28 protein-coding genes are annotated in these 24,391 nt (G+C 60.9%); 10 read left to right on the forward strand and 18 right to left on the reverse strand.

The genetic code is table 11. The features are described 5' to 3' along the window. Nucleotides 1–10: 10 nt before the first annotated feature. The 3 genes from ABL914_RS06635 to ABL914_RS06645 are packed head-to-tail and all read left to right on the forward strand — an operon-like array spanning nucleotide 11 to nucleotide 1,760. Nucleotides 11–271: an acyl carrier protein gene (locus ABL914_RS06635; protein WP_391562381.1), complete on the forward strand. Its 261-nt coding sequence runs from the start codon at nucleotides 11–13 to the stop codon at nucleotides 269–271. Then, nucleotides 268–948: a hypothetical protein gene (locus ABL914_RS06640; RefSeq protein ID WP_391562382.1), complete on the forward strand. Its 681-nt coding sequence runs from the start codon at nucleotides 268–270 to the stop codon at nucleotides 946–948. The genes ABL914_RS06635 and ABL914_RS06640 overlap by 4 nt, the downstream gene beginning before the upstream one ends. Continuing rightward, complete coding sequence (locus tag ABL914_RS06645; RefSeq protein WP_391562383.1) at nucleotides 945–1,760, forward strand: hydrolase 1, exosortase A system-associated; 816 nt, start codon at nucleotides 945–947, stop codon at nucleotides 1,758–1,760. Before ABL914_RS06640 ends, ABL914_RS06645 begins: the two co-directional genes overlap by 4 nt. A gap of 1 nt (nucleotide 1,761) precedes the next feature. Here ABL914_RS06645 and trxB read toward each other — a convergent pair whose 3' ends face one another. Further along, on the reverse strand, nucleotides 1,762–2,715 hold the full coding sequence (gene trxB, locus ABL914_RS06650) for a thioredoxin-disulfide reductase (protein ID WP_391562384.1): 954 nt from the start codon (nucleotides 2,713–2,715) through the stop codon (nucleotides 1,762–1,764). Nucleotides 2,716–2,830: 115 nt separating this feature from the next. On the opposite strand from trxB, the gene ABL914_RS06655 reads away from it, so the two are divergent. Continuing rightward, the gene (locus ABL914_RS06655; protein ID WP_391562385.1) at nucleotides 2,831–3,700 is read left to right on the forward strand and encodes an alpha/beta fold hydrolase; all 870 of its coding nucleotides are present in this window, start codon (nucleotides 2,831–2,833) and stop codon (nucleotides 3,698–3,700) included. On the opposite strand, the gene ABL914_RS06660 is transcribed toward ABL914_RS06655, so the two are convergent. From ABL914_RS06660 to ABL914_RS06695, 8 genes are all read right to left on the reverse strand, one after another. Next, on the reverse strand, nucleotides 3,697–4,152 hold the full coding sequence (locus ABL914_RS06660) for an RES family NAD+ phosphorylase (RefSeq protein ID WP_391562386.1): 456 nt from the start codon (nucleotides 4,150–4,152) through the stop codon (nucleotides 3,697–3,699). The two genes, ABL914_RS06655 and ABL914_RS06660, sit on opposite strands and share 4 nt — an antisense overlap. After that, nucleotides 4,149–4,547, reverse strand: a complete 399-nt coding sequence (locus ABL914_RS06665; RefSeq protein WP_391562387.1) for a type II toxin-antitoxin system HicB family antitoxin — start codon at nucleotides 4,545–4,547, stop codon at nucleotides 4,149–4,151. Before ABL914_RS06665 ends, ABL914_RS06660 begins: the two co-directional genes overlap by 4 nt. Nucleotides 4,548–4,563: 16 nt before the next feature. Beyond that, nucleotides 4,564–4,743: a type II toxin-antitoxin system HicA family toxin gene (locus tag ABL914_RS06670; protein ID WP_391562388.1), complete on the reverse strand. Its 180-nt coding sequence runs from the start codon at nucleotides 4,741–4,743 to the stop codon at nucleotides 4,564–4,566. Between the two features lie 61 nt (nucleotides 4,744–4,804). Then, entirely contained in the window at nucleotides 4,805–6,259 is a 1,455-nt protein-coding gene (gene cysS, locus ABL914_RS06675) for a cysteine--tRNA ligase (RefSeq protein ID WP_391562389.1), read from the reverse strand. Between the two features lie 34 nt (nucleotides 6,260–6,293). After that, a complete protein-coding gene (locus tag ABL914_RS06680; RefSeq protein WP_391562390.1) occupies nucleotides 6,294–6,965 on the reverse strand; it encodes a nitroreductase in 672 nt (223 codons plus the stop codon). Further along, a complete protein-coding gene (gene cobT / locus ABL914_RS06685) occupies nucleotides 6,962–8,782 on the reverse strand; it encodes a cobaltochelatase subunit CobT (RefSeq protein WP_391562391.1) in 1,821 nt (606 codons plus the stop codon). The genes ABL914_RS06680 and cobT overlap by 4 nt, the downstream gene beginning before the upstream one ends. Nucleotides 8,783–8,792: 10 nt before the next feature. Beyond that, the gene (gene fsa / locus ABL914_RS06690) at nucleotides 8,793–9,443 is read right to left on the reverse strand and encodes a fructose-6-phosphate aldolase (protein ID WP_391562392.1); all 651 of its coding nucleotides are present in this window, start codon (nucleotides 9,441–9,443) and stop codon (nucleotides 8,793–8,795) included. A 65-nt stretch (nucleotides 9,444–9,508) separates the two neighbouring features. Next, nucleotides 9,509–10,189, reverse strand: coding sequence for a DUF4197 domain-containing protein (locus ABL914_RS06695; protein WP_391562393.1), 681 nt, complete (start codon nucleotides 10,187–10,189; stop codon nucleotides 9,509–9,511). A gap of 84 nt (nucleotides 10,190–10,273) precedes the next feature. Between ABL914_RS06695 and ABL914_RS06700 the strand changes: the two genes are divergently transcribed. Then, the gene (locus tag ABL914_RS06700) at nucleotides 10,274–12,439 is read left to right on the forward strand and encodes a primosomal protein N' (protein WP_391562394.1); all 2,166 of its coding nucleotides are present in this window, start codon (nucleotides 10,274–10,276) and stop codon (nucleotides 12,437–12,439) included. A gap of 4 nt (nucleotides 12,440–12,443) precedes the next feature. On the opposite strand, the gene ABL914_RS06705 is transcribed toward ABL914_RS06700, so the two are convergent. From ABL914_RS06705 to ABL914_RS06735, 7 genes are all read right to left on the reverse strand, one after another. Further along, entirely contained in the window at nucleotides 12,444–13,328 is an 885-nt protein-coding gene (locus ABL914_RS06705; RefSeq protein ID WP_391562395.1) for a CPBP family intramembrane glutamic endopeptidase, read from the reverse strand. Between the two features lie 45 nt (nucleotides 13,329–13,373). Beyond that, nucleotides 13,374–14,141 (reverse strand): isocitrate lyase/phosphoenolpyruvate mutase family protein, encoded by a 768-nt coding sequence (locus ABL914_RS06710; protein WP_391562396.1) that lies wholly within the window; start codon nucleotides 14,139–14,141, stop codon nucleotides 13,374–13,376. Then, on the reverse strand, nucleotides 14,141–15,160 hold the full coding sequence (locus tag ABL914_RS06715; protein WP_391562397.1) for a bifunctional transcriptional activator/DNA repair enzyme AdaA: 1,020 nt from the start codon (nucleotides 15,158–15,160) through the stop codon (nucleotides 14,141–14,143). Before ABL914_RS06715 ends, ABL914_RS06710 begins: the two co-directional genes overlap by 1 nt. Beyond that, nucleotides 15,157–15,636: a DUF1203 domain-containing protein gene (locus tag ABL914_RS06720; RefSeq protein WP_391562398.1), complete on the reverse strand. Its 480-nt coding sequence runs from the start codon at nucleotides 15,634–15,636 to the stop codon at nucleotides 15,157–15,159. The genes ABL914_RS06715 and ABL914_RS06720 overlap by 4 nt, the downstream gene beginning before the upstream one ends. 80 nt (nucleotides 15,637–15,716) lie before the next feature. Next, nucleotides 15,717–16,544, reverse strand: a complete 828-nt coding sequence (locus tag ABL914_RS06725; RefSeq protein WP_391562399.1) for a TauD/TfdA dioxygenase family protein — start codon at nucleotides 16,542–16,544, stop codon at nucleotides 15,717–15,719. Beyond that, nucleotides 16,541–17,296 carry a type 1 glutamine amidotransferase domain-containing protein gene (locus ABL914_RS06730; RefSeq protein ID WP_391562400.1) on the reverse strand — a complete coding sequence of 252 codons (756 nt, stop codon included), beginning with the start codon at nucleotides 17,294–17,296 and terminating at the stop codon, nucleotides 16,541–16,543. The genes ABL914_RS06725 and ABL914_RS06730 overlap by 4 nt, the downstream gene beginning before the upstream one ends. A gap of 3 nt (nucleotides 17,297–17,299) precedes the next feature. Next, the gene (locus tag ABL914_RS06735; RefSeq protein WP_391562401.1) at nucleotides 17,300–17,980 is read right to left on the reverse strand and encodes a dienelactone hydrolase family protein; all 681 of its coding nucleotides are present in this window, start codon (nucleotides 17,978–17,980) and stop codon (nucleotides 17,300–17,302) included. Between the two features lie 158 nt (nucleotides 17,981–18,138). Between ABL914_RS06735 and ABL914_RS06740 the strand changes: the two genes are divergently transcribed. The 5 genes from ABL914_RS06740 to ABL914_RS06760 are packed head-to-tail and all read left to right on the forward strand — an operon-like array spanning nucleotide 18,139 to nucleotide 22,986. Then, nucleotides 18,139–18,693: a F0F1 ATP synthase subunit delta gene (locus tag ABL914_RS06740; protein WP_391562402.1), complete on the forward strand. Its 555-nt coding sequence runs from the start codon at nucleotides 18,139–18,141 to the stop codon at nucleotides 18,691–18,693. Nucleotides 18,694–18,737: 44 nt separating this feature from the next. Continuing rightward, entirely contained in the window at nucleotides 18,738–20,267 is a 1,530-nt protein-coding gene (gene atpA, locus ABL914_RS06745; RefSeq protein WP_391562403.1) for a F0F1 ATP synthase subunit alpha, read from the forward strand. 23 nt (nucleotides 20,268–20,290) lie between these two features. Then, entirely contained in the window at nucleotides 20,291–21,169 is an 879-nt protein-coding gene (locus tag ABL914_RS06750; RefSeq protein WP_391562404.1) for a F0F1 ATP synthase subunit gamma, read from the forward strand. Nucleotides 21,170–21,228: 59 nt separating this feature from the next. Next, nucleotides 21,229–22,722, forward strand: a complete 1,494-nt coding sequence (gene atpD, locus ABL914_RS06755) for a F0F1 ATP synthase subunit beta (protein WP_391562405.1) — start codon at nucleotides 21,229–21,231, stop codon at nucleotides 22,720–22,722. A gap of 6 nt (nucleotides 22,723–22,728) precedes the next feature. Then, a complete protein-coding gene (locus ABL914_RS06760; RefSeq protein ID WP_391562406.1) occupies nucleotides 22,729–22,986 on the forward strand; it encodes an ATP synthase F1 subunit epsilon in 258 nt (85 codons plus the stop codon). A 57-nt stretch (nucleotides 22,987–23,043) separates the two neighbouring features. Here the strand turns inward: ABL914_RS06760 and ABL914_RS06765 are convergent, their stop codons facing one another. Then, nucleotides 23,044–23,382 carry an HNH endonuclease gene (locus ABL914_RS06765; RefSeq protein WP_391562407.1) on the reverse strand — a complete coding sequence of 113 codons (339 nt, stop codon included), beginning with the start codon at nucleotides 23,380–23,382 and terminating at the stop codon, nucleotides 23,044–23,046. A 168-nt stretch (nucleotides 23,383–23,550) separates the two neighbouring features. Next, on the reverse strand, nucleotides 23,551–24,390 hold the full coding sequence (locus tag ABL914_RS06770) for a PhzF family phenazine biosynthesis protein (protein WP_391562408.1): 840 nt from the start codon (nucleotides 24,388–24,390) through the stop codon (nucleotides 23,551–23,553). Nucleotide 24,391: the final 1 nt, after the last annotated feature.

The raw sequence follows: 24,391 nt of genomic DNA on the forward strand, positions 1-24,391 counted from the left end.
GAACCCGACCATGGATCCCATCGACAAAAAACTGCGCGCTATTCTTTCCGATGTGCTGGGCCTCAAGCCCGGCCAGGCTGATCAATTCACGCCAGACACCGGCCTGTTTGGCGATCTGCCCGAGCTGGATTCGATGGCCGTGGCCGGGCTTCTCACTGAAATGGAAGACCGGCTTGATATCGTGATCGATGAAGATGAAATCGATGGCGAACTGTTTGAAACCTACGGCTCGCTCTTGGCCTTTACCCGCGCCAAGCTGCCCGAGGCGTGAAGGCAGCCGAGTATCCCTGCCCGCTCCCCGGTGGAGCGGCTGCACGCGAATATGCGCTGACGTTTGATGCAGCGCGCGAAAAGCGTGTGCTGATCGCGCCGGCCCTGTTTGAAGAAGGACACAAGCTGCGACGGTTCACCCTGGAGGTGATGCGGCGGCTTGATGGCGCCGGGATCGATTGCTTTTTGCCTGATTTGCCAGGCTGCAACGAAAGCTCGCAAGATCTGGCGCTGATCGAGCCGGAAGACTGGCGAATGGCCCTGGAAGCCGCAGCACGGCATTTTGAAGCAACCCACATTCTGGCAATCCGTGGCGGCGGACTGGTACTGCCAGCCCGGCTTGGTGGGTGGCATTATGCCCCGGTCAAAGGCGCAAGTCTGCTCAAGACCATGTTGCGCGCACGGATCATTGCCGCACGCGAGGCCGGCCGCGAAGAGACGATTGACGCCTTGATGGAACAGGGCCTGCAAATGGGGATCGATCTGGCGGGATATTCGCTCTCAGGCGAAATGCTGCGCCAGATGGGCGAATTGTTGCCGGGCAAGCAAACCGGAATTTCCGTAATCGAGCATGAATTGATCGGCGGCAGCGCGCTTTGGCTTCGCGCCGAAGCCGATGAAGATGCGCAGCAAGCCGATGCCCTGGCAGCGGTGATTGCAATCGGACTTTCCGCATGAACCGGCGCCACATCACGTTTTCCTGCGGATCCGATACGCTGGTTGGCAGCATCGATCTGGCTGGCGCCAAAACCGGTCTGCTGATCGTAACCGGCGGAAACGAACTGCGCTGCGGGCCGTTCGGCAGCCATGCCGATCTGGCAAACAAGATCGCTACGGCCGGCTTTCCGGTGCTACGCTATGATCGGCGCGGGGTGGGCGATAGTTCGGGCCATAACGCCACGTTTGCTGATAGCGGCGACGATATCGCCGCCGCGCTCCATGCCTTCCGCGCCCATGTTCCCACGTTAAGGCAAGTCGTCGCTTTTGGAAATTGCGATGCCGCCAGTGCACTTATGCTGGCTGGCGGTGCGGGCTTCGATGCGCTGGTGCTGGCAAATCCATGGACGTTTGAGCCAGAACCGGAAGCTGAGCCCCTGGCCCCAGTGACCGAGCCTGAGCCAGTGATGCCGCCCGCCGCGATCCGCGCGCATTACCTGCGCCGGATATTCGATCTGTCAGCCTGGAAGCGCCTGTTTTCTGGCAAGATTGAAGTCGGCAAGCTGGCTGGATCACTTGCCGCCGCGGTAATGCCGGCACCCCCGCCCAGCACGCTCGCCCAGCAGATCGCCACCTGCCTGGACGAATTCGAAGGCAGCGCCACCATTCTGATTGCCGAAAACGATCGCACCGCGCAGGCCTTCATGTCGCATTGGGACAAGGCCGATCCGCGTCTGCGCAAGTGCCCCGGCGCGGGCCACAGCTTTGTTGAACCCAAGGCGCGGATTTGGCTCCAGGGCCAAATTCTGGCTGCACTGCGCTCGCTCGGCTAGCTCAGCCTTTGGCCGCGTGAAAGTCTCTTTCTGCAAGGAAGCGTTCGGCATCAAGCGCGGCCATGCAGCCGGTTCCGGCCGCTGTCACGGCCTGGCGATAGGTGTGGTCCATCACATCGCCGCAAGCGAAAACGCCGGGGATCGCGGTCTTGGGTGTTCCAGCTTCGACCACCAGATATCCGCCCCCATCGACTTCAAGCTTGCCCTTGAAAAGCTCGGTCGAAGGCGCGTGGCCGATCGCTACAAATGCTCCATCGGTGGGCTCTATCGATGATGCTCCGGTAACCGTGTCTTTCAGCGCCACGCCGGCCAATCCGGTTTCGCCGCCAACGAAATGATCGACCGCCTTGTTCCACAGCACCTTGATATTGGGATGGGCCAGCAGCCGGTCCTGAAGGATTTTTTCCGCCCGCAAGCTGTCACGCCGGTGGATCAGGGTTACGTCTTGCGAATGGTTGGTAAGATAGAGTGCCTCTTCAACCGCAGTGTTGCCGCCGCCAATCACAACCACTTTCTTGCCGCGATAGAAAAACCCATCGCAGGTGGCGCAAGCCGAAACGCCTTTGCCCGAAAGTTCCTGTTCCCCCGGAACACCCAGCCACTTTGCCGCAGCGCCTGTTGCGATCACCAGGGTATCGCCTTCGTAAATATCGCCGCTATCACCAATTGCCCGGAACGGTGCGGCCGAAAGATCAACTTCGGTAATCGTATCCCACAGCATCCGCGTGCCGACGTGTTCGGCCTGGGCCTGCATTTCCTGCATCAGCCACGGGCCCTGAACCACATCACGAAAGCCGGGATAGTTTTCAACATCGGTGGTGATGGTCAGTTGCCCGCCTGGTTGCAGGCCTTGAACCACAATCGGCTGCATCCCGGCCCGCGCGCCATAGATCGCGGCCGAAAGCCCCGCCGGGCCAGAACCGATAATCAACATGTGGGTGGTGTGGGTGGCCATGAAAGTCTCCGTTCGTTGCCCGATCAGATAGGAATTGCCGCGCCACTTGGCGAGTCCGCCAACAGCAAATTTCCCCGGATTGACGCAGCGCAGCAAAACGCGCAAATCCGCGCGCATGACAATTCACGGACCTACCGCCAACAGCTTCATCTCGCAGCGCCTGCGCATGCACTACATCGATTGGGGCAATCCAACGGCCCCGCCGCTGATCCTTCAGCATGGCGGGCGCGACCATTGCCGAAGCTGGGACTGGGTAGCCGAGGAACTGGCCAAGGACTGGCATGTGATCGCGCCCGATCTGCGCGGGCATGGTGACAGCGCGTGGGTGCCAGATGGCAATTATGATACCAACGCTTTCGTCTATGATTTTGCGCAGCTGGTCCATACGCTTGGCCACGATCAGGTTACGATCGTTGCGCATTCGCTGGGCGGTAACATCGCGACGCGCTTTGCCGGGCTCTACCCTGAAAAAGTCCGCAAGCTGGTCAACATCGAAGGGCTTGGCCCCTCCCCCGATGTCCGCGCCCGGCGCGAGGGCGAAGGCTATGCCAACCGCTTTCGCAAATGGATCGACGAACGCCGCAAATCATCCGGCCGGATCCCGCGCCGCTATGAAACGATCGAGGCGGCCTTTGCCCGGATGAAGGCGGAAAACGGCTTTCTGACCGACGAACAGGCCCGCCATCTGACCGTCCACGGCGCGAGCCGCAACGAAGACGGCACCTGGAGCTGGAAGTTCGATCCCTATCTTAACAACTGGCCGTTTGAAGATACGCCAGAGGAGCGGATGCAGGAATTGTGGGCCGCAATAACCTGCCCGATCCTGTTCCTCTATGGCGCGGATTCGTGGGCCTCAAACCCAGAAACCGATGGCCGCGCGATGCTGTTTCAGGATTACCGGGTTAGCGAATTCGAGAATGCCGGGCACTGGCTGCATCATGACCAGTTTGACCGGTTCATGCGCGAAGTACGGGCGTTTCTTTAGCCCTTGCTAAAACTGTCCAGCATCGGCGGACGGTGAAGGCACTCGGCAAAGTTGAATGGCCGGGTGATCAGCGGCGCGATGGCGCCGGCATCTGGGTGGCGCGGGTTGAGGTAGATCACGTCAGCCTCTGGCAGCACGCGTGAACGGATCGCACAGATCAGCGAGCGTTTCGTTTCCAGCCATTCACCGACAAAAGCGCGGATAGTATCCTCATCAGGATCGGGCACGCGTTCTGGCACGGTATTCACTTCAGTCCAGCCCAGCACGAAATCATCGGGAATGCCGACAAGATCGCGCGGCTGATACCGCAGCGCCACCAGCACCGCGAGCCCGGCCTCGCTGGCAAGGCTTACCACAGGGTAGCCCGGCGGAGCATACCGCGCGCCGTTAAGCTCCGCGCCCTTCCCGTCGAGCGCCACATATGGCGCGCGGGTGAGGCACCAGAGTTTCATCCGCGTGAGTAGCCTTCGATTTCCTTGAGTGCCGCATCAGCCAAAAACGCGCTGCGGGTCAGGTTGCGTTCAGTCGCAACCCGATCGATCGCATCGAGCATGCCCCGATCGATCGAAATATTGGCGCGGACAACTCGCCCGGTCCGGCGGATACGGGGAACGGCAATCAAAAATGCCCCTTCGGCAAGATCGGTTGCAACCTGCGCGCGAACCTGATCCAGCCGCATCGGCGTTACATGCGCTGCATCCTCAAACCACAGTTCAAGCGCTTCACAGGCACCCGGCAGCACATCCTCCATCCGATCCGCAGCCGAAAAGCAGCCGGGAAGATCAGGAAAGGTTACCCCGAACGCGCTGTCTTCATCCTTATGTACCACGGCATAGAAATACTGCATCTTACACCTCGTTCAATTACCACCCAGCCATTCGCGCGATCGCCCGTGCGGTGCCGGATGGCAGATCTTTTTTGGGATGCGGAACAATCACGGTCACGCTGCCACGCCTGAATTTGTGATGCGACCCCTTGACTGACACCGCATCAAAACCTTCGGCCAGCAGGCGCTTCACGATTTTACGGCTATCACGCTCCATGCGCAGTTATATGCGCAAATTGAGCGCCTTTGTCAAGGGTTCTTGCGCAACATGATGCGCACTAGCTCAGCTTCCAGTCCCAGCCGAGCGGATCGCCGTCCATTACTTCGACGCCTTGGGCAGCGAGTTCATCGCGCAGGCGGTCGGAAGTGGCGAAGTCTCTCGCTGCGCGGGCGTCCTTGCGCTGAGCGAGCGCGGCCTCGATTTCGGGTTCGGTGATCGTTGCGGTTTTGGGGCGGATGCGGAGGTCTTGGCGGGTTAGTTTTGTGAAATCGAACCCAAGCACCCTATCCATCTCCCGGATCAATGAGAGTTTGATCACTGCCGGTGTTTGCTTATACGCAATCACGTTCTCGAATTCGGTGAGGGCTAGCGGAGTATTCAAATCGTCTGACAGCGCTTCGGCAAAGTGGCCGTAGTGGACAATAGACATCGCTTCGGCTGCTGAGAATGTCTGCTCTTTGGCCTCTGTTTTTGTCGTTGCGTCAATTTTCTCAACACCCATCACCAGCCGCTTCAGTCGAACAAGCGCCGCCCCCAGCCCCTCCCACGAAAACTCCAGCTCGCTCCGATAATGCGCCTGCAGGCACATCATCCGGTAGGCCAATGGGTGATAGCCGCGGTCGACGAGGGTTTGCAGGCGCAGGAATTCGCCCGCTGACTTGCTCATCTTCCCACCCCGGTCGATCAGGAAATTGTTGTGCATCCAGATGCTTGCCCCGGTGTGGGCGCAGCCTTCGTGGGCCTGATTCTGGGCGATTTCGTTGGGGTGGTGGATTTCGCGGTGGTCGATCCCGCCGGTGTGGATATCGAACGGCATTCCCAGTTCAGCCGCGCTCATCACGCTGCATTCGAGGTGCCAGCCGGGTGCGCCTTTTCCCCACGGCGAATCCCATTCCATCTGGCGGGTTTCGCCCAGCGGGGTTTTGCGCCAGATCGCGAAATCGGCGGGCGAGCGCTTGCCATTGACATCTTCGATCCGGCCTTCGCCATCATCGGTTACAGCGCGGGCCAGACGGCCATATTCCGGCACGGTCGAAACATCGAAATAGAGCCCGCTTTCCAGTTCATAGCAGTGCTTTTCAGCAATCGATTTGGCGTAGTCGATCATCGCGGGCACATAGTCAGTCGCGACGGTCCATTTGGCCGGCGGGGTGACGTTCAGCCAGTTCAGATCGCGCTTGAACTCTGCGGTGTAAAACGCTGCAATATCCCAGGCAGTTTTGCCTGAAAGCGCGGCAGCTTTTTCCATCTTGTCATCGCCCGCATCGGCATCGCTGGTCAGGTGGCCAACGTCGGTGATGTTGATGATGTGCTTCAGATCATAACCCTTGAACCGCAGCACCCGGCCCAGCGTATCGGCAAAGACATAGGCCCGCATGTTGCCGATGTGCTGGTAGTTATAAACCGTTGGCCCGCACGAATAGACCCTTGCTTCGCCGGGGTGGACGGGCTGGAATGGCTCCATCTGGCGGGTAAGGCTGTTGAACAGTTTAAGTTGGGCACCATCAGTCATGGTCACGGCCCATAAATCGAAGCGGCGGGTTTGGCTAGAACCCTTCCCAGCGCAGTGCTTGATCAAGCGCGACGCGTGGCACCGGGAACTGGTTGATCGCCGCATCACGGTCTCCCCAGCCGATCGATACGCCGCAGAAGAAGATATGGTCCTCGGGAATATCGGTCACTTCGCGGATCTGCTTCTGGTAAACCGCCCAGGCTTCCTGCGCGCAGCTATCCAGCCCTTCTTCGCGCAGCAGCAGCAGCACGGTTTGCAGCCACATCCCGATATCGCTCCACTGCGGCAGGCCCATATAGCGGGGCGTGTGGACCAGCATCAGCACCGGCGCGCCGAATGCGCGGAAATTGTTGCGGAACATATCGAGCCGCTGCGCCTTGTCCTCACGTGGGATTTCAAGCGCCTTGTACATCGCCTCGCCCACGCCAAACCGGCTGTTCGCATAGCGGCCTTCCAGCTCAGCCGGATAGATCGGATATTCGGCCGAATAGGCGGCCAACCCCTGGGGGATCGTTTCGGCGACCAGATCGACCAGCTTGGCCAGTGGCTCCCCGGTCAGCATCACCGCATTCCACGGCTGGGTGTTGCCGCCAGATGGCGCGTTCTGGGCCTTTTCCAGCACGCGCAGCAGCACGGCCTGATCGACCGGCTGGTCAAGATACTGGCGGATTGAGCGGCGGCTGGCGACGGCTTCGGTTACGTTCACTTGGTTTCCTCTTCAAACAATCCCGCAAGCTGCTCGATCATCGTGCCGGCCAATTGTTCAACATCCATGATCGTTACCGCACGGCGATAGTAGCGGGTGACGTCATGACCGATCCCGATCGCCACCAGCTGCACCGGCGATTGCTTTTCGATCCAGTCGATTACCTTGCGCAAATGCAGTTCAAGGTAGCCGGCGTTGTTCACGCTGAGCGTGCTGTCATCCACCGGTGCGCCATCTGAAATCACCATCAGCACGCGGCGGTCTTCTGGCCGGGCAAGCAGCCGGGCGTGGGCCCACAGCAGAGCCTCGCCATCGATGTTTTCCTTAAGCAGCCCTTCGCGCATCATCAGGCCCAGGTTCTTGCGGGAATGGCGATAAGGCTGATCGGCCCTCTTGTAGATGATATGGCGCAAATCGTTCAATCGGCCCGGCTGCGCGGGTTTGCCGCCGGCCAGCCATGCCTCGCGGCTTTGCCCGCCCTTCCAGGCGCGGGTGGTAAAGCCCAGGATTTCGGTCTTTACCCCGCAGCGCTCCAGGGTACGCGCCAGAACATCTGCGCTGATTGCCGCGATCGAGATTGGCCGCCCGCGCATTGATCCCGAATTGTCGATCAGCAGCGTGACGATAGTGTCCTTGAAATCGACCTCGCGTTCAACCTTGTAGCTCAGCGAATGGCCAGGCGAGATGACCACCCGGGCCAGCCGCGCGGCATCGATCAGGCCTTCTTCCTGATCGAAATCCCAGCTGCGGTTTTGCTGCGCCATCAGCCTGCGTTGAAGCCGGTTGGCCAATTTGGTGACGATCCCCTGCAGGCCCTTCAACTGTGCATCCAGATAGGCCCGCAGCCGGGTCAGCTCTTCATCGTCGCACAGCTCATTGGCAGCGATCACTTCATCGAACGCTTCGGTATAGGCTTTGTAATCAAACTTCAGCGGCAGCTCGGTCCACGGGCGATTGGGCCGGGTTGGCAGCATGCCCTCCTCGCCCTCATCGCCTTCTTCAGCATCAGACTGATCATCGTCGGTCTGATTTTCTACTTCGCTTTCGCTCTCATCCTCGCCTTCGCTGGGTTCGCTGGCGACTTCGCTGGGATTCTGGTCTTCGCTCGATTCGCCGTCGTCTGGCTGCTCCTGATCCTGGTCCTCGCTATCCGTATCGTCGCCATCTTCGCTTTCGGGATCCATCGGTTCGGACTTGGTCAGTTCAAGATGCTGCAACATGCCCAGCGTCAATGCCTGGAACGCCGCCTGATCATCAAGCATCAGAGCCAGCGCATCAAAATCGGTGGCGGCCTTTTCTTCAATCCAGCCGCGCAGCATCGCCACACCTTCGCGTGCGGGTTCGGGCACCGGCTGGCCCGTCAGATGTTCACGCAGCAACAAGGCCAGCGCACCCTGAATCGGAACCTCATCGGGCCGGGTCGCCCGGGTGATCGGATCACCCAGCGTACGCGCCATCAACGCGGCATCTAGGTTGCCGCGCATCCCGGCATAGGCTTTTGATCCCAACGCCTCATACCGGACCATCTCCACCGCATCGAAACAAGCCCGCGCGGCCGGTTCGCTGGGGGCATGGCGGGCGTGGAGCGCCTCGTTATGGTGCCGCAGCTTCAAGGCAAAGCTATCGGCAAACCCGCGCGCTTCCAGCGCCTGATCGCGCGGCAGGGTGCGGCCCGGCATCGGCACGCGAAAATTGGTGCCATTGGCCACCGGGCTATCGGCGGTCCAGGCCACTTCAACTTCAGGCTCCCGTGCAACCGCCCGCGAAACGCCGGTTAGCACCGATTTGAAACGATCGAGGGGGGATTCGTCGGCCATGCTCAAAAGTTCAGATCGTCTGCCCGGTCTTGGCCCAATCGGCCATGAAACCTTCGATACCCTTGTCGGTCAGCACATGCTTCACCAATGCCTTGATAACCGCAGGCGGCGCGGTCATCACTTCGGCGCCGATCCGTGCGGCTTCAAGCACGTGGACCACATGGCGAACCGATGCCACCAGGATCTCGGTTCGATAATCGTAATTATCATAGATCAGCCGGATATCACGGATCAGATCCATCCCATCAAATCCGTTGTCATCGTGGCGGCCCACAAAGGGCGAAACAAAGGTTGCGCCGGCCTTTGCAGCCAGCAGCGCCTGATTGCCAGAGAAGCACAGTGTAACGTTGACCATTGTGCCATCGCTGGTCAGCGCCTTGCAGGTTTTCAGGCCATCCAGCGTCATCGGCACCTTGATGCAAACATTGTCGGCGATTTTGCGCAGCGTCTCTGCTTCGGCCATCATCCCGGCGTGATCCAGTGCGACCACTTCCGCGCTGACCGGGCCATCGACAATTCCGCAAATTTCACGCGTTACTTCAATGAAATCGCGGCCTGATTTCATAATCAGGCTGGGATTGGTGGTAACGCCATCCAGCAGGCCGGTGGCGGCCAGTTCCTTGATGTCGGCAATTTCGGCGGTATCGGCAAAAAATTTCACGGGCGCGGGCTCCTGACTGCGAGTCAGAAGCCGCTATAGCCCGCCGTGCGCCTGCGGCAACAGCCTTAGAGCACCTTGAACACCCCGATCAGCAGCGGATCATTGGTGCTTTGTGGATTGGCCCGGATTGCGCCTTCTTCAGCTCCGATCTGATACCAGATCGAATTATCAGCCTTTATCGCGATGCTTTGCGCCACCTGGCCCACATCCACGCCAGCCAGGGCGCGGATAGCCTGGCCCAAAACCGGATCGCTGGATACGCGCAGCGCATCGGACAGGCCCGGGATCATGGCATTGATCAGCCCGGCGCCCATTTCGCTGCGCAAGTAAGAAGTGGCCGCGGTTGGTCCGCCCCGGACCAGGGCGATCGCATCGGGAACAGAGATGTTGCGGATCGCCTCATAAACCACCGGCGCGGCGCGCTCTGCACCCTTTTCGGCAACCGTATTCAATCCTTTTTGCAGGCTTGTGCGGAACGGGCCCGATGTCAGCAAGGTCTTGACCGCCCCGCCGCCGGTGAACAGTTCAGGCAGATCAAACCGCGCCACTTCGCTATCCCAGAACCCGCCGGGCGCGGTCAGTTTGGCAAAGGCGTTCCTGGAAGCCAGGCCCAGCAGCCGGCGGATCGCATCGACCATTCCAAAACCGCCCATCGATTGGCAACCTGGCAATGCCAGCAAGCCAGCCGCAGCCGTTCCGGCCAAAAAAGTGCGCCGTGCGATGATGCTGCTACCGTTGCTTTTCATTCCTACCCCCTGTTTCATTCGATTAGCGTTCCATCGAATTAGCGACTGTCACCCACGCCAGATTGCCGCCATAGAAGCTGCGCAATGAACCGTGTCCGACTCCTTGTCTTCAACCCCGTATTGCAGGTGCTTGACTACCGCGTTCCCGCTGGAATGGCGATAGAATTCGGCCAGCTGGTGATGGCTCCGCTCGGGCCGCGCCAGGTGCTGGGAATCGTCTGGGAACCTGATCGGCTGCCCGGTGATGAAGTGCCCGAGGCCAAGCTGCGCCCGATCCTGGAAGTGCTGCCGGCGGCGCCGCTATCAAAGGCGCTGCGCGGCCTGATTGAATGGACTGCGGATTATTACGTTGCCCCGATGAATTCGGTCGCGCGGATGGCGCTGGGCAGTATGGCGGCGCTGCGCGGCGGCGGAACTACCACCGAATATCGCTTGTCTGGCGATGAACCCAGGCGGCTGACCCCGCAGCGGGCCGCGGCCATGGACGCATTGCATGGTGAACAGGCCAGCATCCGCGAACTGGCGGCGCTGGCCAGCGTTTCAGAAGGCGTGCTGCGCGGGATGCTGGGCGCCGGGATCCTTGAGCCGGTAACTGTCGATCTGGATCGCCCCTATCCTCGGGCTCGCCCAGACCATGCCCCGCCCGCCCTTTCCGAATTGCAGGATGCAGCCGCCCAGCAATTGGTTGGCGCGGTTCGCAGCGGCGGTTTCACTCCGTTCCTGCTTGATGGGGTAACCGGATCGGGCAAGACCGAGTGCTATTTTGAGGCGATTGCCGAAGCGATCCAGCTCGGCCGCCAGGTGCTGGTGCTGCTACCCGAAATCGCCCTGACCCAGAATTTCCTGCGCCGGTTCGAAGCCCGCTTTGGCACGCCGCCGGTGCTGTGGCACAGCTCTGTCAAGCAAAGCGAGCGGCGGCGGGCATGGCGGGCGATCGTGTCAGGTGAAGCACAGGTTGTGGTTGGGGCCCGATCGGCGCTGTTCATGCCGTTCAAGACGCTGGGGCTGATTGTGGTCGATGAAGCGCACGAGGTTTCGTTCAAACAGGATGATGGGGTGCGCTATAATGCGCGCGACGTGGCGGTTATCCGGGCCCGGTTTGAACAAGCCCCGGTGATCCTGGCCAGCGCCACGCCGGCACTGGAATCGCTCCAATTGGCTGAGGCTGGCGTCTATACCAAGATCGATCTGCCTGACCGGTTTGGCGGCGCACAGCTGCCCGATGTAGAGATCGTGGACCTGCGCAAGGAAGTGCCGGAACGCGGCCGCTGGCTGGCCCCGCGACTGGTTGCGAAACTGACCGAACGGCTGGCCCGCGGCGAACAGAGCCTGCTGTTCCTCAATCGCCGCGGCTATGCGCCACTGACGCTGTGCCGCCACTGCGGGTACCGGTTCCAGTGCCCCAATTGCAGTGCCTGGCTGGTCGAACACCGGCTCTCGCGCAGGCTGGCCTGCCACCATTGCGGGCATGAAACCAGCACGCCCGAAGAATGCCCAGAATGCCACACCGGCGATTGTCTGGTTGCCTGCGGCCCTGGTGTGGAACGGATCGCCGATGAAGTGCGCGAACTTCTGCCCGATGCGCGCCTGGCGGTGGTAACCTCGGATACGCTCAACAGTCCTGAAAAGATTTCAGCCTTTGTCGAGGCTGCGGAAGGCAAGCTGATCGATGTGATCGTTGGCACCCAATTGGTGACCAAAGGGTATCACTTCCCCGATCTGACCCTGGTTGGTGTGGTCGATGCCGATCTGGGTCTGGAAGGCGGCGATCTGCGCGCGGCCGAACGAACTTACCAGCAAATCGCACAGGTTTCTGGCCGCGCCGGCCGGGGCGAAAAGCCCGGCGAGGTACTGATCCAGACCCGCCACCCCGAAGCCGCCGTTTTCGCAGCGCTGGCCGCCGGAGACCGCGACGCTTTCTATGCTGCCGAAGCCGAAGCCCGCAAGGATGCAGGCGCCCCGCCGTTCGGCCGCTGGGCCGCAATCATCGTTTCATCCGAGGACGAAGCCGAAGCCCGCGAGGCAGCAAAATCCATCGGTGCGATGGCCCCCAACCTGCCCGATGTCATGGTGCTCGGCCCGGCCCCTGCCCCGCTCGCGCTGCTGCGCGGCCGCTACCGCTATCGGCTGCTGATCAATGCCCGGCGATCGGCACAATTGCAGGACGTGATCCGGGCCTGGCTGGGCCAGTTGCAATTCGCGCAAGGGGTGCGGGTTGCAGTGGATATTGATCCTTATTCGTTCGTTTGACGCATCAACGCTTCCACATCGGCGCGACGAAATGCCCGCGCCTGTATGCGAGTATCAACAGCAATACCCCCGCTCCGGTCGCCACCACCATCGCGACAGCGCTCGCTTCCAAACCGAAATCGCCGCCGGTCAGCCAATCCGGTCCGACGCGGCGGGTGATGAGCAAGCCGAGCGGTGCTTCGCCGCCCGAGACCGGGACCGAGAAGATCCATCCTTGCGTGAAATTCCAGGCCGCGTGGATCCCGATTGCCAGCCACAGCCGCCGGGTCAACAGGTATGCCGCGCCAAGCAGGATGCCGGCCTCAAGCGCGATTGCAAACGAGGAGAACCACGTCGCATCAGGATTGGTAATGTGCAGCAGCCCAAACAGCGCCGAGGTAAATATCAGCGCACCCCAGGTTCCGATCAGATTTTCCATGTGCCGCAGGATGATCCCGCGAAACAGGATCTCTTCCAATGTGCCGCTGACGGTGGCGATCGCCACCATGGTCCAGATTTGCCCGGCCCCGCGCACGCCAAGCACTTCGAAACCGCCCAGCATCGCAACAATCGCGGTCATCAGGCTAAACAGCCCGGTGCCAATCGCAATGCCAGCGCCCAGTTCCGGCAACGCGCCCGAAAACGGCAGTTCAATATCATCGGCGCGTTCCACCCAACGCTTGTAGGCTTTATACCCCAGGATCACCGCGGCCGCCATCAGCACAGCGCCAAGCGTTTTTTCAGGCGTGTTGCGCGCAAAGCCAAGCTGTTCGTATAACTGCGCCGTCCCCACACCCAGCACAGCAATCCAGACAAACCCGATCACCATCAAAGTCAGCGGAAAGGCCACAATCCGCCGGGCGAGTGAGGGCAGCGGCAAAGGGTTCTCTTGGTGTATTATGTTATCCATACACCTAGATTGCCCAATTCGCCGCAGCTTGCAATCGATTATGCGCTACTGGCCTGCGGCATAGGGGACGATTTCGCCAGCAAACACCGTTCGGGCCTGACCGGCCAACCAGTCCATCGCGGCAGCCCAAGGTCCGTGGCCATAGCTGATCCGGGCAACGCCGCAGGCGGCAAGCTGGGCCGTTGTCCCGCGCCCTGGGCCCCACAAGATGTTGATCGGCAACGGCGATGCAGCGCAGATCGCGGTTATCGTGGGGTGATCGCCCAGAAATGGCACGAACAGCCCGCCAGCGCCCGCAGCGGCATAGGCATCAGCGCGCTCAAGCACGGATTCCACCAGCTGCGGGCCATAGTCCTGCGGCTTGACCCCTCGATAGACATCGCAGCGCGCGTTGACGAACAGGCCGCTTTGCGCCGCCGCAGCGATCCGGTCGGCCGCATCGCCCAGCGGCAACAGCGCGGTCTGGCCCGGCATGCGGTCTTCCATATTGATCCCGGCCGCGCCGCTTGTCAGGGCTCGGCGGACGGATGCAGCCACCCCCGCCGGAGTATCGCCGTAGCCACTCTCAAAATCAAGCGTCACCGGCAGATCGGTAATCGCGACGATCCGTTCGAGATTGCGCAGTGCATCTTCGATCGAAAAGTCTTCGCCATCCTTGAAGCCTTGCGCTTCGGCCACGCCATAGCTGCCGGTAGCGATGGCCTTGGCACCGGCCGCAGCAACTGCCTTGGCGCTGCCGGCATCCCAGATATTAAACAGAACCAGCGGATCGCCAGCAATATGAAGCGCCTTGAAGGCCGCAATTTTTCCCATCATTCCGCTTCCTTTTCCAATAATTTGCGCTTGATCTCCAAGCCATAGGCATAGCCGCCCAAATGCCCGCCGGTGCGGATCACCCGGTGGCACGGGATCAGCACGGCAACATTGTTTGCGCCATTGGCGCTGCCGGCCGCGCGGACCGCCTTGGGCTTGCCCACCGCTGCGGCAAGCTGCGCATAGGTGCGGGTTTCGCCTTTGGGAATCCGCTGCAATTCGCGCCAGACCGCTTCCTGAAACGCGGTGCCTTTGACGTCGAGCGGAATGTGGCCAAAATCACCCGGCGCTTCGACAGCGGCGATAACCTGCCCCAGCAGCTCCGCAAAGGCGGTTCCGCCTTCGTTCAATTCGGCATGGGGAAAGCGCGCTTCCAAAGCCTCGCGCCCTTCGTTGAAGGACAGGCGGCACACGCCCTTGCCAGTCGCCGCGACCAGCATCATGCCCAGGCTGGTATCGACCACCGCCCAATGGATAACCGCGCCCTTTCCGCCGTTTGCCCAAACCGAAGGCGCCATCCCCAGTCTCCCCTGATTGCCTTCATAAAACCGCGACGGTGCCGAATAGCCAGCCGCATAGATGGCATCGGTCACGCTGCCCTCGTCGCTTAGAGCCTGCGCCGCGCGCTCTGCCATCAGCGCCCGGGCATAGGCCGCGGGGGATAGGCCGGTGTGCCGGGTAAAAACACGCTGAAAGTGGCTGGGGGAATAGCCGGTCTCTTGCGCCAACGCGGCCAACGCCAGCGGCTGCTGGGCCGCCTTTATCGCCGCAATCGCCGCCAGAACCGCGCGCTCATCGCGGCTGACATCATCGGGCGAGCAGCGCTTGCAGGGCCGCAGCCCGGCAGCGCGGGCCTGGGCCGCGTTGGCAAAGAACTGCACATTGTGCCTGTGCGGGTGGCGTGCCGGGCAACTGGGCCGGCAATAGATCCCGGTTGACAGCACACCCGAAACGAAGCGCCCGTCATACGCCCGGTCACGGGACAGCGCGGCTTGCCAGCATTCCTCGTCGGCAATCATGCCGCTTCTCCTTCGTGGCGCTCCACTTTGGCAGCGAAGCAGCCGTGGGCCGCGTTGTGGGCGTGAATATAGGCAATTTCGGGTTGGGCAAACAAATCGCGAATCTTCTCATCAGCCTGCCCCGGCAAAGCTAGCCGCGCATCACGCAAAGTCCCGGCCTTATCAAACCCGCGCAGCCCCAGGGGGCGCCCTTCAAACACCGGCGGCGTTGTATCAACGAAAACGCGCTGAGCTGAATCCTTGCGCACATAGATCGCATAGGTACTGCGATATGCTGTCGCGACATCGTGGCTGGTGTGGTTCAGCAGGATTAACTCTTCCCCTGCGCGCGCATCTTCCAGGCTGACCCGGCAAGGGAAGCCCCGGTCCGCGTCTGCCATCACCCGCGCTGCATTGCGGGCGGCAAGTTCGGTGCAGGAAAGACTGAACAGGTCTGAAAAAGTTTCGGGATCAAGCCCGGCTATTCGATAGGTCATGGACGGCTCCTCGGCTGCTGAGCAACCGGGCTACTCGCCTCTGCCGCTTGCTGCGTCCCGGCCCTTGCGCTCAAAGCCGATCAAGCTGCCAGCGGATCGCCCGTCAATGTGATCCGGTGCATCACCCGGCGGTGGCCGTGATAGTCATTCTGTGCCAGATGCCAGGTTGCCCGATTATCCCAGATCGCGACCGAGCCCGGCCGCCATTCAATCCGGCACTGAAACTCCTCGCGCGATGCAACGCTGTAAAGATAGCCCAGCAGCGGCAGGCTTTCTTCGCGGGTCCAGCCTTCAAAATGGGTGGTGAATGCCCCGTTTACGTAGAGCAGTTTGCGGCCCGTCACCGGGTGACGGATCACCACGGGATGAACGGCCCGGGTTGAAAGTTCCTGCCCGGTCATCTCATCGGCCAGATCGGTATGCGAATAGTATCCGCCCGGCTGATAGATATGATCGGCAGTATGCACTGCGCTCAGCCCCGCAAGCGTGGCCTTCAGCCCATCTGACAGCGCATCATAGGCCGCGCCCATGCTGGAAAACAGCGTATCACCGCCGCTGGGCGGCAGTTCGCGCGCGACCAGGATCGATCCCATTGCGGGCACGGAATCAAAACTGTGATCGGTGTGCCAGCCGCCGCCGATATTGTCCTTCTGCTCTTCGGCCTTGCGCACTTCGGCAATTTCAGGCCAGCCACTGTTGGTGGGGAAAAACGGATTAACGTCGATCCCGCCCCAGCGCTTGGCAAAGGCGATGTGCTGATCGGGTGACAGCTGTTGATCACGGATAACCGCGACGCCGTTTTCAAACACCTGACGCTTGAGCGCGTCGAGCGATGCGCCTGCCAGATCGGCCAGTTGAACATCGGTCACTTCGACGCCCAGTGCTGCGGATAGCGGTGCGACTTTCATGGCTTCTCTCCCTTGATCGGCGTTGTGTGCAAAAGTTCAACCAACCGCAAGGCCAGTGTCCAGGCATCGCCGGGCCAGCGCGCCGACAGGTAGTTGCCGTCTTGCACAACAAACCCCGCCCCGGGCGCCCGCGCGCCGGAATAGCGCGGAAACAGGCCGCCGCGCGCAAACGTGCCGGCCTTGCCGATCCGCTGCTTCACTTCGGTTTCCACGCTGATCGGATAGGTTCGGTAGTGGCCCGGCAAGACCCGCTGGGTCAGCCGCACCGCAATTTCTTCCATAATGTGGGTCAACGCCGTGGTGCGCCGCCCGCGCAGCACCCCGGCCCGGGCCAGCGGCAGCACCCCATGGCAGATCGCACTGACCGGCTGGTCCGCGGCAAAAGCCTCTTTGGCGAGCCGGAACACCTCGGCATTTTCGCAATAGCTGCGCATCCCCGGCCCGTGTCCGCCTGGAAAATGCAGCGCATCGTAATGTTTGGCGCCCGCCTTGGCCCAGGTGATCGGTATCAGAAACTCCGCGCTGGCGATCATCCGGGCATAGGCCGCCTCCCCCTCAAGCCGGATCTTGAGCGATGCGGCATGCCGCGGAAGACCTGCGCCCGTCAGCGTGACCGGATCGGCATAGGCCGTTTTGCCGTTCTCGGTAGCGAAAGTGATCGCATGCCCGGCCTCGGTCCAGACCAGCCATGGCAGGGCCACTTCGCTTGGATCATAGTCTGACGAAGGCAATATGATGAGTATCTTGGCCAAATCCTAACCTCCCAGCGCCTTGAACAGCATCAGCGTCCGCTCTTTCGCCAATTCCGCGCTTTCGGGATGATAGTCCTTGCGCCGATCAGAATTGAAGCCGTGCCCAGCCTCATAGATAAAGTGCTGCGCGGTGGGGTGGGCCTTTTCGATTAGCGCTTCAACCGGCTCAATCGGCACCATCGAATCGTACCGGCCAAAATGGGTGATCGCGGCGCATCTGGGGGCGTCGTCGGCGAATTTGGTTGCAACATATCCGCCGTAATAGCAGCTGACCGCATCCAGATCGTCTGACAGCTGCGCCATCCGCCACGATACCGATCCGCCAAAGCAATAGCCAACCATGAACACCGGGCCGCCCCGCAGTTTCATCCATGAAACACAGCTGCCAGTATCATCAAGCCCCTGATCCCAATCATGCTCAACCCGCGCGATCTGCACCGCCCGATCCCAGTCTGCACCGGAATAGCCCAGTTCGCAGCCCGGCTCTTGCCGATCGAACAGCGCCGGGCTGATCACTTCATAGCCATCGCTGGCGTATTCATCGCATAGCTCGCGGATATGTTCGGTCACCCCGAAAATTTCCTGGACCAGTATCAGACCGCCGCGCCGATCACCTTTGGGCGGCACATGATAGCACGGCATCGCGTGCCCATCCGCCATCGTCAAATTGAGCCAATCGCCCATCCTAAATCCCCTTGGCCGCATTCCTATTAGGGAAGTTCCTTGCCCCACCTTGCATCGCAGCACAATCATGGCTATGCGCGCCCCCGTCACAGGGGTGAAAGTGTGCTTTGCACGCCGATCCGCCCCGCCAATGCACCCGATGCAAGGAACCTGAGCGCGTGGAGATTTCCGGCGGCATTACCGCAAGTTTGCAAGGGCGTTATGCCTCTGCGCTTTATCAACTGGCGGCAGAGACCAAGGCGGTTTCCGCTGTTGAAGGCGATCTTGAAAAAGTCAGCCAGGCGATTCTCGGCTCTGCTGACCTTGCCGGACTGATTCGCAATCCGCGGATTAGCCGCGATGCGGCCGCCCAAACCATGGCCGGCCTGGGCAAGCTGCTGAAGCTAAGCCCGCTAACCACCAAATTTCTTGGCGCGCTGGCCGATAATCGCCGGTTGGCCAAATTGCCTGAAATTGTTGCAGCCTTCGCCACGATTGCCGCCGCCGCACGCGGCGAGCTGGCTGCCGAAGTAACCAGTGCCCATGCCCTGACCGATGCCCAACTAAAGGCAGTCGCGGCCAAGCTTCGCGCACGCGAAGGCAAGGAAGTGAAACTTACCGCCAAAGTCGATCCCGACCTGCTTGGCGGCCTGATCGTCAGGATCGGCTCGACCCAGATCGACAGCTCGATCCGCACCCGTTTGAACACTCTCGCGCAGGCGATGAAGGGCTGAAAAGCCTGTACGCCAGTAAAAAGTCGATGAAAGGCTAATTCGTAATGGATATCCGCGCCGCAGAAATCTCGAAGGTCATCAAGGACCAGATCGCCAATTTCGGCACCGAAGCCCAGGTTTCGGAAGTCGGCTCGGTGCTTTCGGTGGGTGACGGTATCGCCCGCATTCACGGTCTGGATAATGTCCAGGCCGGCGAAATGGTCGAATTCGCCAACGGGGTTAAGGGCATGGCGCTCAACCTCGAAGCCGATAATGTCGGCGTGGTGATCTTCGGCTCGGACGCTGAAATTCGCGAAGGCGATGTGGTCAAGCGGACCGGCACGATTGTGGACGTTCCCGTCGGCAAGGGCCTGCTCGGCCGCGTGGTTGATGCATTGGGTAACCCGATCGATGGCAAGGGCCCGATCAAGGACGCCGTGCGGATGCGCGTTGAAAAGAAGGCTCCGGGGATCATCCCGCGTCAGTCGGTGAATGAGCCGGTTCAGACCGGCCTCAAGGCAATCGACGCGCTCGTTCCCGTCGGTCGCGGTCAGCGCGAACTGATCATCGGCGATCGCCAGACCGGAAAGACCGCCGTCGCGATCGATACCTTCATCAACCAGAAGGAAGCCAACCAAGGCGACGACGAGAAGAAAAAGCTGTACTGCATCTATGTCGCGGTCGGCCAGAAGCGCTCGACTGTCGCGCAGATCGTGCGCCAGCTCGAAGAAAACGGCGCGATGGAATATTCGATCGTCGTTGCCGCAACCGCTTCGGAACCCGCCCCGCTGCAATACCTCGCCCCCTACACCGGCGCGACCATGGGCGAATTCTTCCGCGATAACGGCATGCACGCCGTGATCGTGTATGACGATCTTTCCAAGCAGGCTGTGGCTTACCGCCAGATGTCGCTGCTGCTGCGCCGCCCGCCGGGCCGTGAAGCCTATCCCGGTGACGTGTTCTATCTGCACTCACGCCTGCTCGAACGCGCCGCCAAGATGAACGATTCGCAGGGTGGCGGTTCGCTGACGGCGTTGCCGATCATCGAAACCCAGGCCGGTGACGTTTCGGCCTATATCCCGACCAACGTGATCTCGATCACCGACGGCCAGATCTTCCTTGAAACCGGCCTGTTTTATCAGGGCGTGCGTCCGGCGATCAACGTCGGTCTGTCGGTCAGCCGCGTTGGCGGCGCTGCCCAGACCAAGGCGATGAAGAAGGTGGCCGGATCGATCAAGCTGGAGCTGGCGCAGTACCGCGAAATGGCGGCCTTTGCCCAGTTCGGCTCAGATCTTGATGCTTCGACCCAGAAGCTGCTGAACCGCGGCGCGCGGCTGACCGAACTGCTCAAGCAGGCGCAGTTCAGCCCGCTGCCGTTTGAAGAGCAGACCGTGTCGATCTTCGCCGGCACCAACGGCTATCTCGATGGCATCCCGGCCGGCGATGTGGTTCGCTATGAAGCTGAAATGCTCAGCTTCATGCGTGACAAGCATGCCAAGGTGCTGAAAACGATCCGCGACACCCGCGATTTTGGTGACGAAGCCAAAAAGGGCACCGTTGCCGCGCTTGACGCATTCGCGAAGCAGTTCGCCTGATCCACTTGAAAGGGTAAGGCTTCATGGCCTCGCTTAAGGAACTCAAAGGTCGGATCAACTCGGTCAAATCGACCCAGAAGATCACCAAGGCCAAACAGATGGTCGCCGCTGCCAAACTGCGCAAGGCGCAGGCTGCGGCTGAGGCTGCACGTCCCTATGCCACCCGTCTGGCTGGCGTCATGGCCTCAATCGCGGGCAAAGTGACCGTCAGCGAAAGCAGCCCCAAGCTGCTGGCGGGCACTGGCAAAGACCAGATCCAGCTGCTGGTAGTGGCCAACAGCGACAAGGGCCTGTGCGGCGCGTTCAATTCGAACATCGTCAAGGCGGCCCTGATCGCGGCGCGCGCGCTTGAAGCCGAGGGCAAGACCGTGCTGTTCTACCTGGTTGGCCGCAAAGGCCGCGCGGTAATTCGCCGGGCCTATCCCAAGGCGATCCTGGCCAGCTTCGATACCACCGCGGTTCGCGAACCGGGCTATGCTGAGGCCGAAGCTGTGGCGGCAGAATTGCTGGCGCTGTATGACGATGGCAAATTTGACATCGCCCACCTGTTCTACGCGCGCTTCCAAAGCGCCTTGGCGCAAGTGCCCACGCAGCAACAGATTGTGCCCGTTCCCACGCCCAAGGCCGAAGCTGCCACCGGCGCTTCGGGCGCGGTTGATTACGAACCCGACGAAGGCGAAATCCTCGCCGCGCTGCTGCCGCGCTATCTGCGCACCCAGCTGTTTGGCGCGCTGCTGGAAAATCAGGCATCGGAGCAAGGCGCTTCGATGACCGCGATGGACAACGCCACGCGCAACGCCGGCGATCTGATCAACAAGCTGACGATCCAGTACAACCGCAGCCGCCAGGCCGCGATCACCACTGAATTGATTGAAATTATCGCGGGCGCAGAAGCGCTGTAGCAACAGACAATTGTGGGCGCTTAGGCGCTCCAACGTAATTCAAGGCAAGGAAACTGACCATGGCCACCGCCGCCAAGACCACCACCCGCAAAAAGGCAGCCCCCAAGGCTGCTGCCACCAGTGTCGCCACCGGCAAGATCAGCCAGGTCATCGGCGCCGTTGTTGACGTGAGTTTCACCGGCGAGCTGCCGGCGATCCTTTCCGCTCTCGAAACCGAAAACAATGGCAACCGCCTTGTTCTCGAAGTGGCACAGCATCTGGGCGAAAACACCGTGCGCACGATCGCGATGGACGCGACCGATGGCCTCACCCGCGGCCAGCCCGTCACCGCCACCGGCGCGCAAATCTCGGTGCCGGTTGGTCCGATGACGCTGGGCCGGATCATGAACGTGATTGGTGAGCCGATTGACGAGCAAGGCCCGGTTAACGCTGCCAAGCGCAACCCGATCCACGCCGATGCCCCGCTGTTCGTCGACCAGTCAACCGAAGCTGCGATCCTCGTGACGGGCATCAAGGTAATCGATCTGCTCGCGCCTTATGCGCGCGGCGGCAAGATCGGTCTGTTCGGGGGTGCGGGCGTGGGCAAGACCGTGCTGATCCAGGAACTGATCAACAACATCGCCAAGGGCCACGGCGGGGTTTCGGTCTTTGCTGGCGTGGGTGAACGCACCCGCGAAGGCAACGATCTCTACCACGAATTCCTCGATGCAGGCGTCATCGCCAAGGACAAGGATGGCAACCCGACGCCGGACGGTTCCAAGGTCGCTCTCGTGTTCGGCCAGATGAACGAGCCCCCGGGCGCGCGTGCCCGCGTGGCGCTTTCAGGTCTGACCATGGCCGAATATTTCCGCGATGAGGAAGGCCAGGACGTGCTGTTCTTCGTGGACAACATCTTCCGCTTCACCCAGGCCGGTTCAGAAGTGTCGGCGCTGCTCGGCCGTATTCCTTCGGCGGTTGGCTATCAGCCGACGCTGGCCACAGACATGGGCCAGCTGCAGGAACGCATCACCTCGACCAACAAGGGCTCGATCACCTCGGTGCAGGCGATTTACGTTCCGGCCGACGATCTTACCGATCCCGCCCCGGCCGCTTCGTTCGCCCACTTGGACGCAACCACCACGCTGAACCGCGCGATTTCGGAACTGGGCATCTATCCGGCAGTCGATCCGCTCGATTCCACCAGCCGCGTGCTGACCCCGGCGGTTGTCGGCCAGGAACACTACGATACCGCGCGCCGGGTTCAGGAAACGCTGCAGAAGTACAAGAGCCTGCAGGATATCATCGCGATTCTGGGGATGGACGAGCTTTCGGAAGAAGATAAGCTGACTGTGGCCCGCGCCCGCAAGATCCAGCGCTTCCTCAGCCAGCCGTTCCACGTTGCCGAAGTGTTCACCAACATCCCGGGCAAATTCGTCCAGGTGGAAGACACCGTGAAGAGCTTCAAGGCGGTGGTTGATGGCGAATACGATCACCTGCCCGAAAGCGCCTTCTACATGGTCGGCGGGATCGATGAAGCCGTGGCAAAGGCCAAGAAGCTGGCTGAGGACGCGTAGACTATCATGGCACTCCACTTCGAACTCGTCACCCCTGCCCGCCTGGTCCGTTCGGACGACGTCTATATGGTCGTTGTCCCCGGCACCGAAGGTGAGGAAGGCGTGCTGGAGGGCCACGCGCCATTCATGACCACGATGCGCGATGGCACAGTGCGGATCTACAAGACCGATGGCGCCCAGCCAGAGGAAATCCGCGTTTCCGGCGGCTTTGCCGAAGTCGGTGACAGCGGCCTGACAATCCTGGCCGAACGCGTCGAAGGCTGAGGATTTCTGGCCTGACTTGAGATCCGAAAGGGCGGTCCGTTGGGCCGCCCTTTTCGTTCATGCAAGGGTTTCCAATCGAACTGGATGCCATTTTCCTTTCTGAACCCGTTTGCGGACCAAAACTTTGAAGGCATCAGCAGACAATGGCACTGGTCGGGCATGACGCAACCTGTTGCACCAATGGCAAGCAGCAACAATGTTGTCGTAAGCGTTTCCGCCTCCGTCAGATCGCGCACGGAGATGCTCCGCAGTACAGCGCATTTGTTGAGCAAATTTCCCTATCCGTGCCTGTTGAACGGAGGGCCTGCCCTCCCACATGCTGCACCCACAGTAATGACACTGGCCCTGCTGAATTACAAATTTAGCCCGTCGAATCGTTTGCAATGTTTTGGCCATAGCTGGCGTCTCCAATGATTAGGTAAAATCAGGAAGCGCTTTGGTCTTAGACCAAGAACTGGCTGTGGGCGTTCCGCCTCACGCAAATCGTCTCCTTGTGGATGACGACTCGCTTCTTGTGATTCGTGAATACTACCCAGCGCTAAACACTAGCAAGCCTGTTTACCATCAGAGTAAAACCACCCCTTCAACGCAGGTCACGCATTGCCCGCCAACGTGCACATCGGCGCAGTCAATCCGGACATTGATATAGCCATCACGGCCAACCTGTCGTCCTTGGCTGGCAATATAGCTGTCGCCCGATCCGATTTGCCCGGCCAGCAACCGAAACGCAGCAACCGCTGCGTTGCCACTGCCGCAAACCGGATCTTCGGGAATGCCATCGCCGGGGGCGAAGCTGCGCACGACAAGATGCGCGCCTTCGGCGGCAAACAGCGTTGCCCCCGTCATCCCCGTAGCTTCGTAATAGCGGGTCAGCCGCGCCGGATCATGTGCCAGATTCTCCAGCGCAGCAACGTCTACCAATTGCGCCACCAGCCAGACCGGCCCGACATCAACCGCCTGTGGCTGACCGACCAGGCTGACCCCCTCTCCCAGCCAAGCACGCGCTTCAGGATCGGTCAGTTCGGTCACCGAATAACGCGGCAGCCGGAACGAAAGGCTTGTTTCATTCACCGTCAGATCGACCAGTCCAATTGCGCATTGCTGCACCAGCCGCCCGTTACGCGGGCTTGCGAGCCCCGCCGCGATAACTGCGTGGGCTGTGCCCAGCGTCGGATGCCCGGCGAAGGGCAATTCGGCCTTGGGCGTGAATATCCGCACACGGTAATCTGCGCCCGGATCGGATGCAGGCAGCACGAAGGTTGTTTCGGACAGGTTGGTCCAATTGGCAAACGTCTGCATTTCCGCATCGGAAAGCCCTTCCCCATCAAGGACCACGGCAACCGGATTGCCCTTGAAGGGAACCGCGGTGAACACATCGACCTGGGTGAATTTTCGGGTCTGCATG

Origin of the sequence: Novosphingobium sp., assembly GCF_040079535.1 — a bacterium.
GTDB lineage: Bacteria > Pseudomonadota > Alphaproteobacteria > Sphingomonadales > Sphingomonadaceae > Novosphingobium.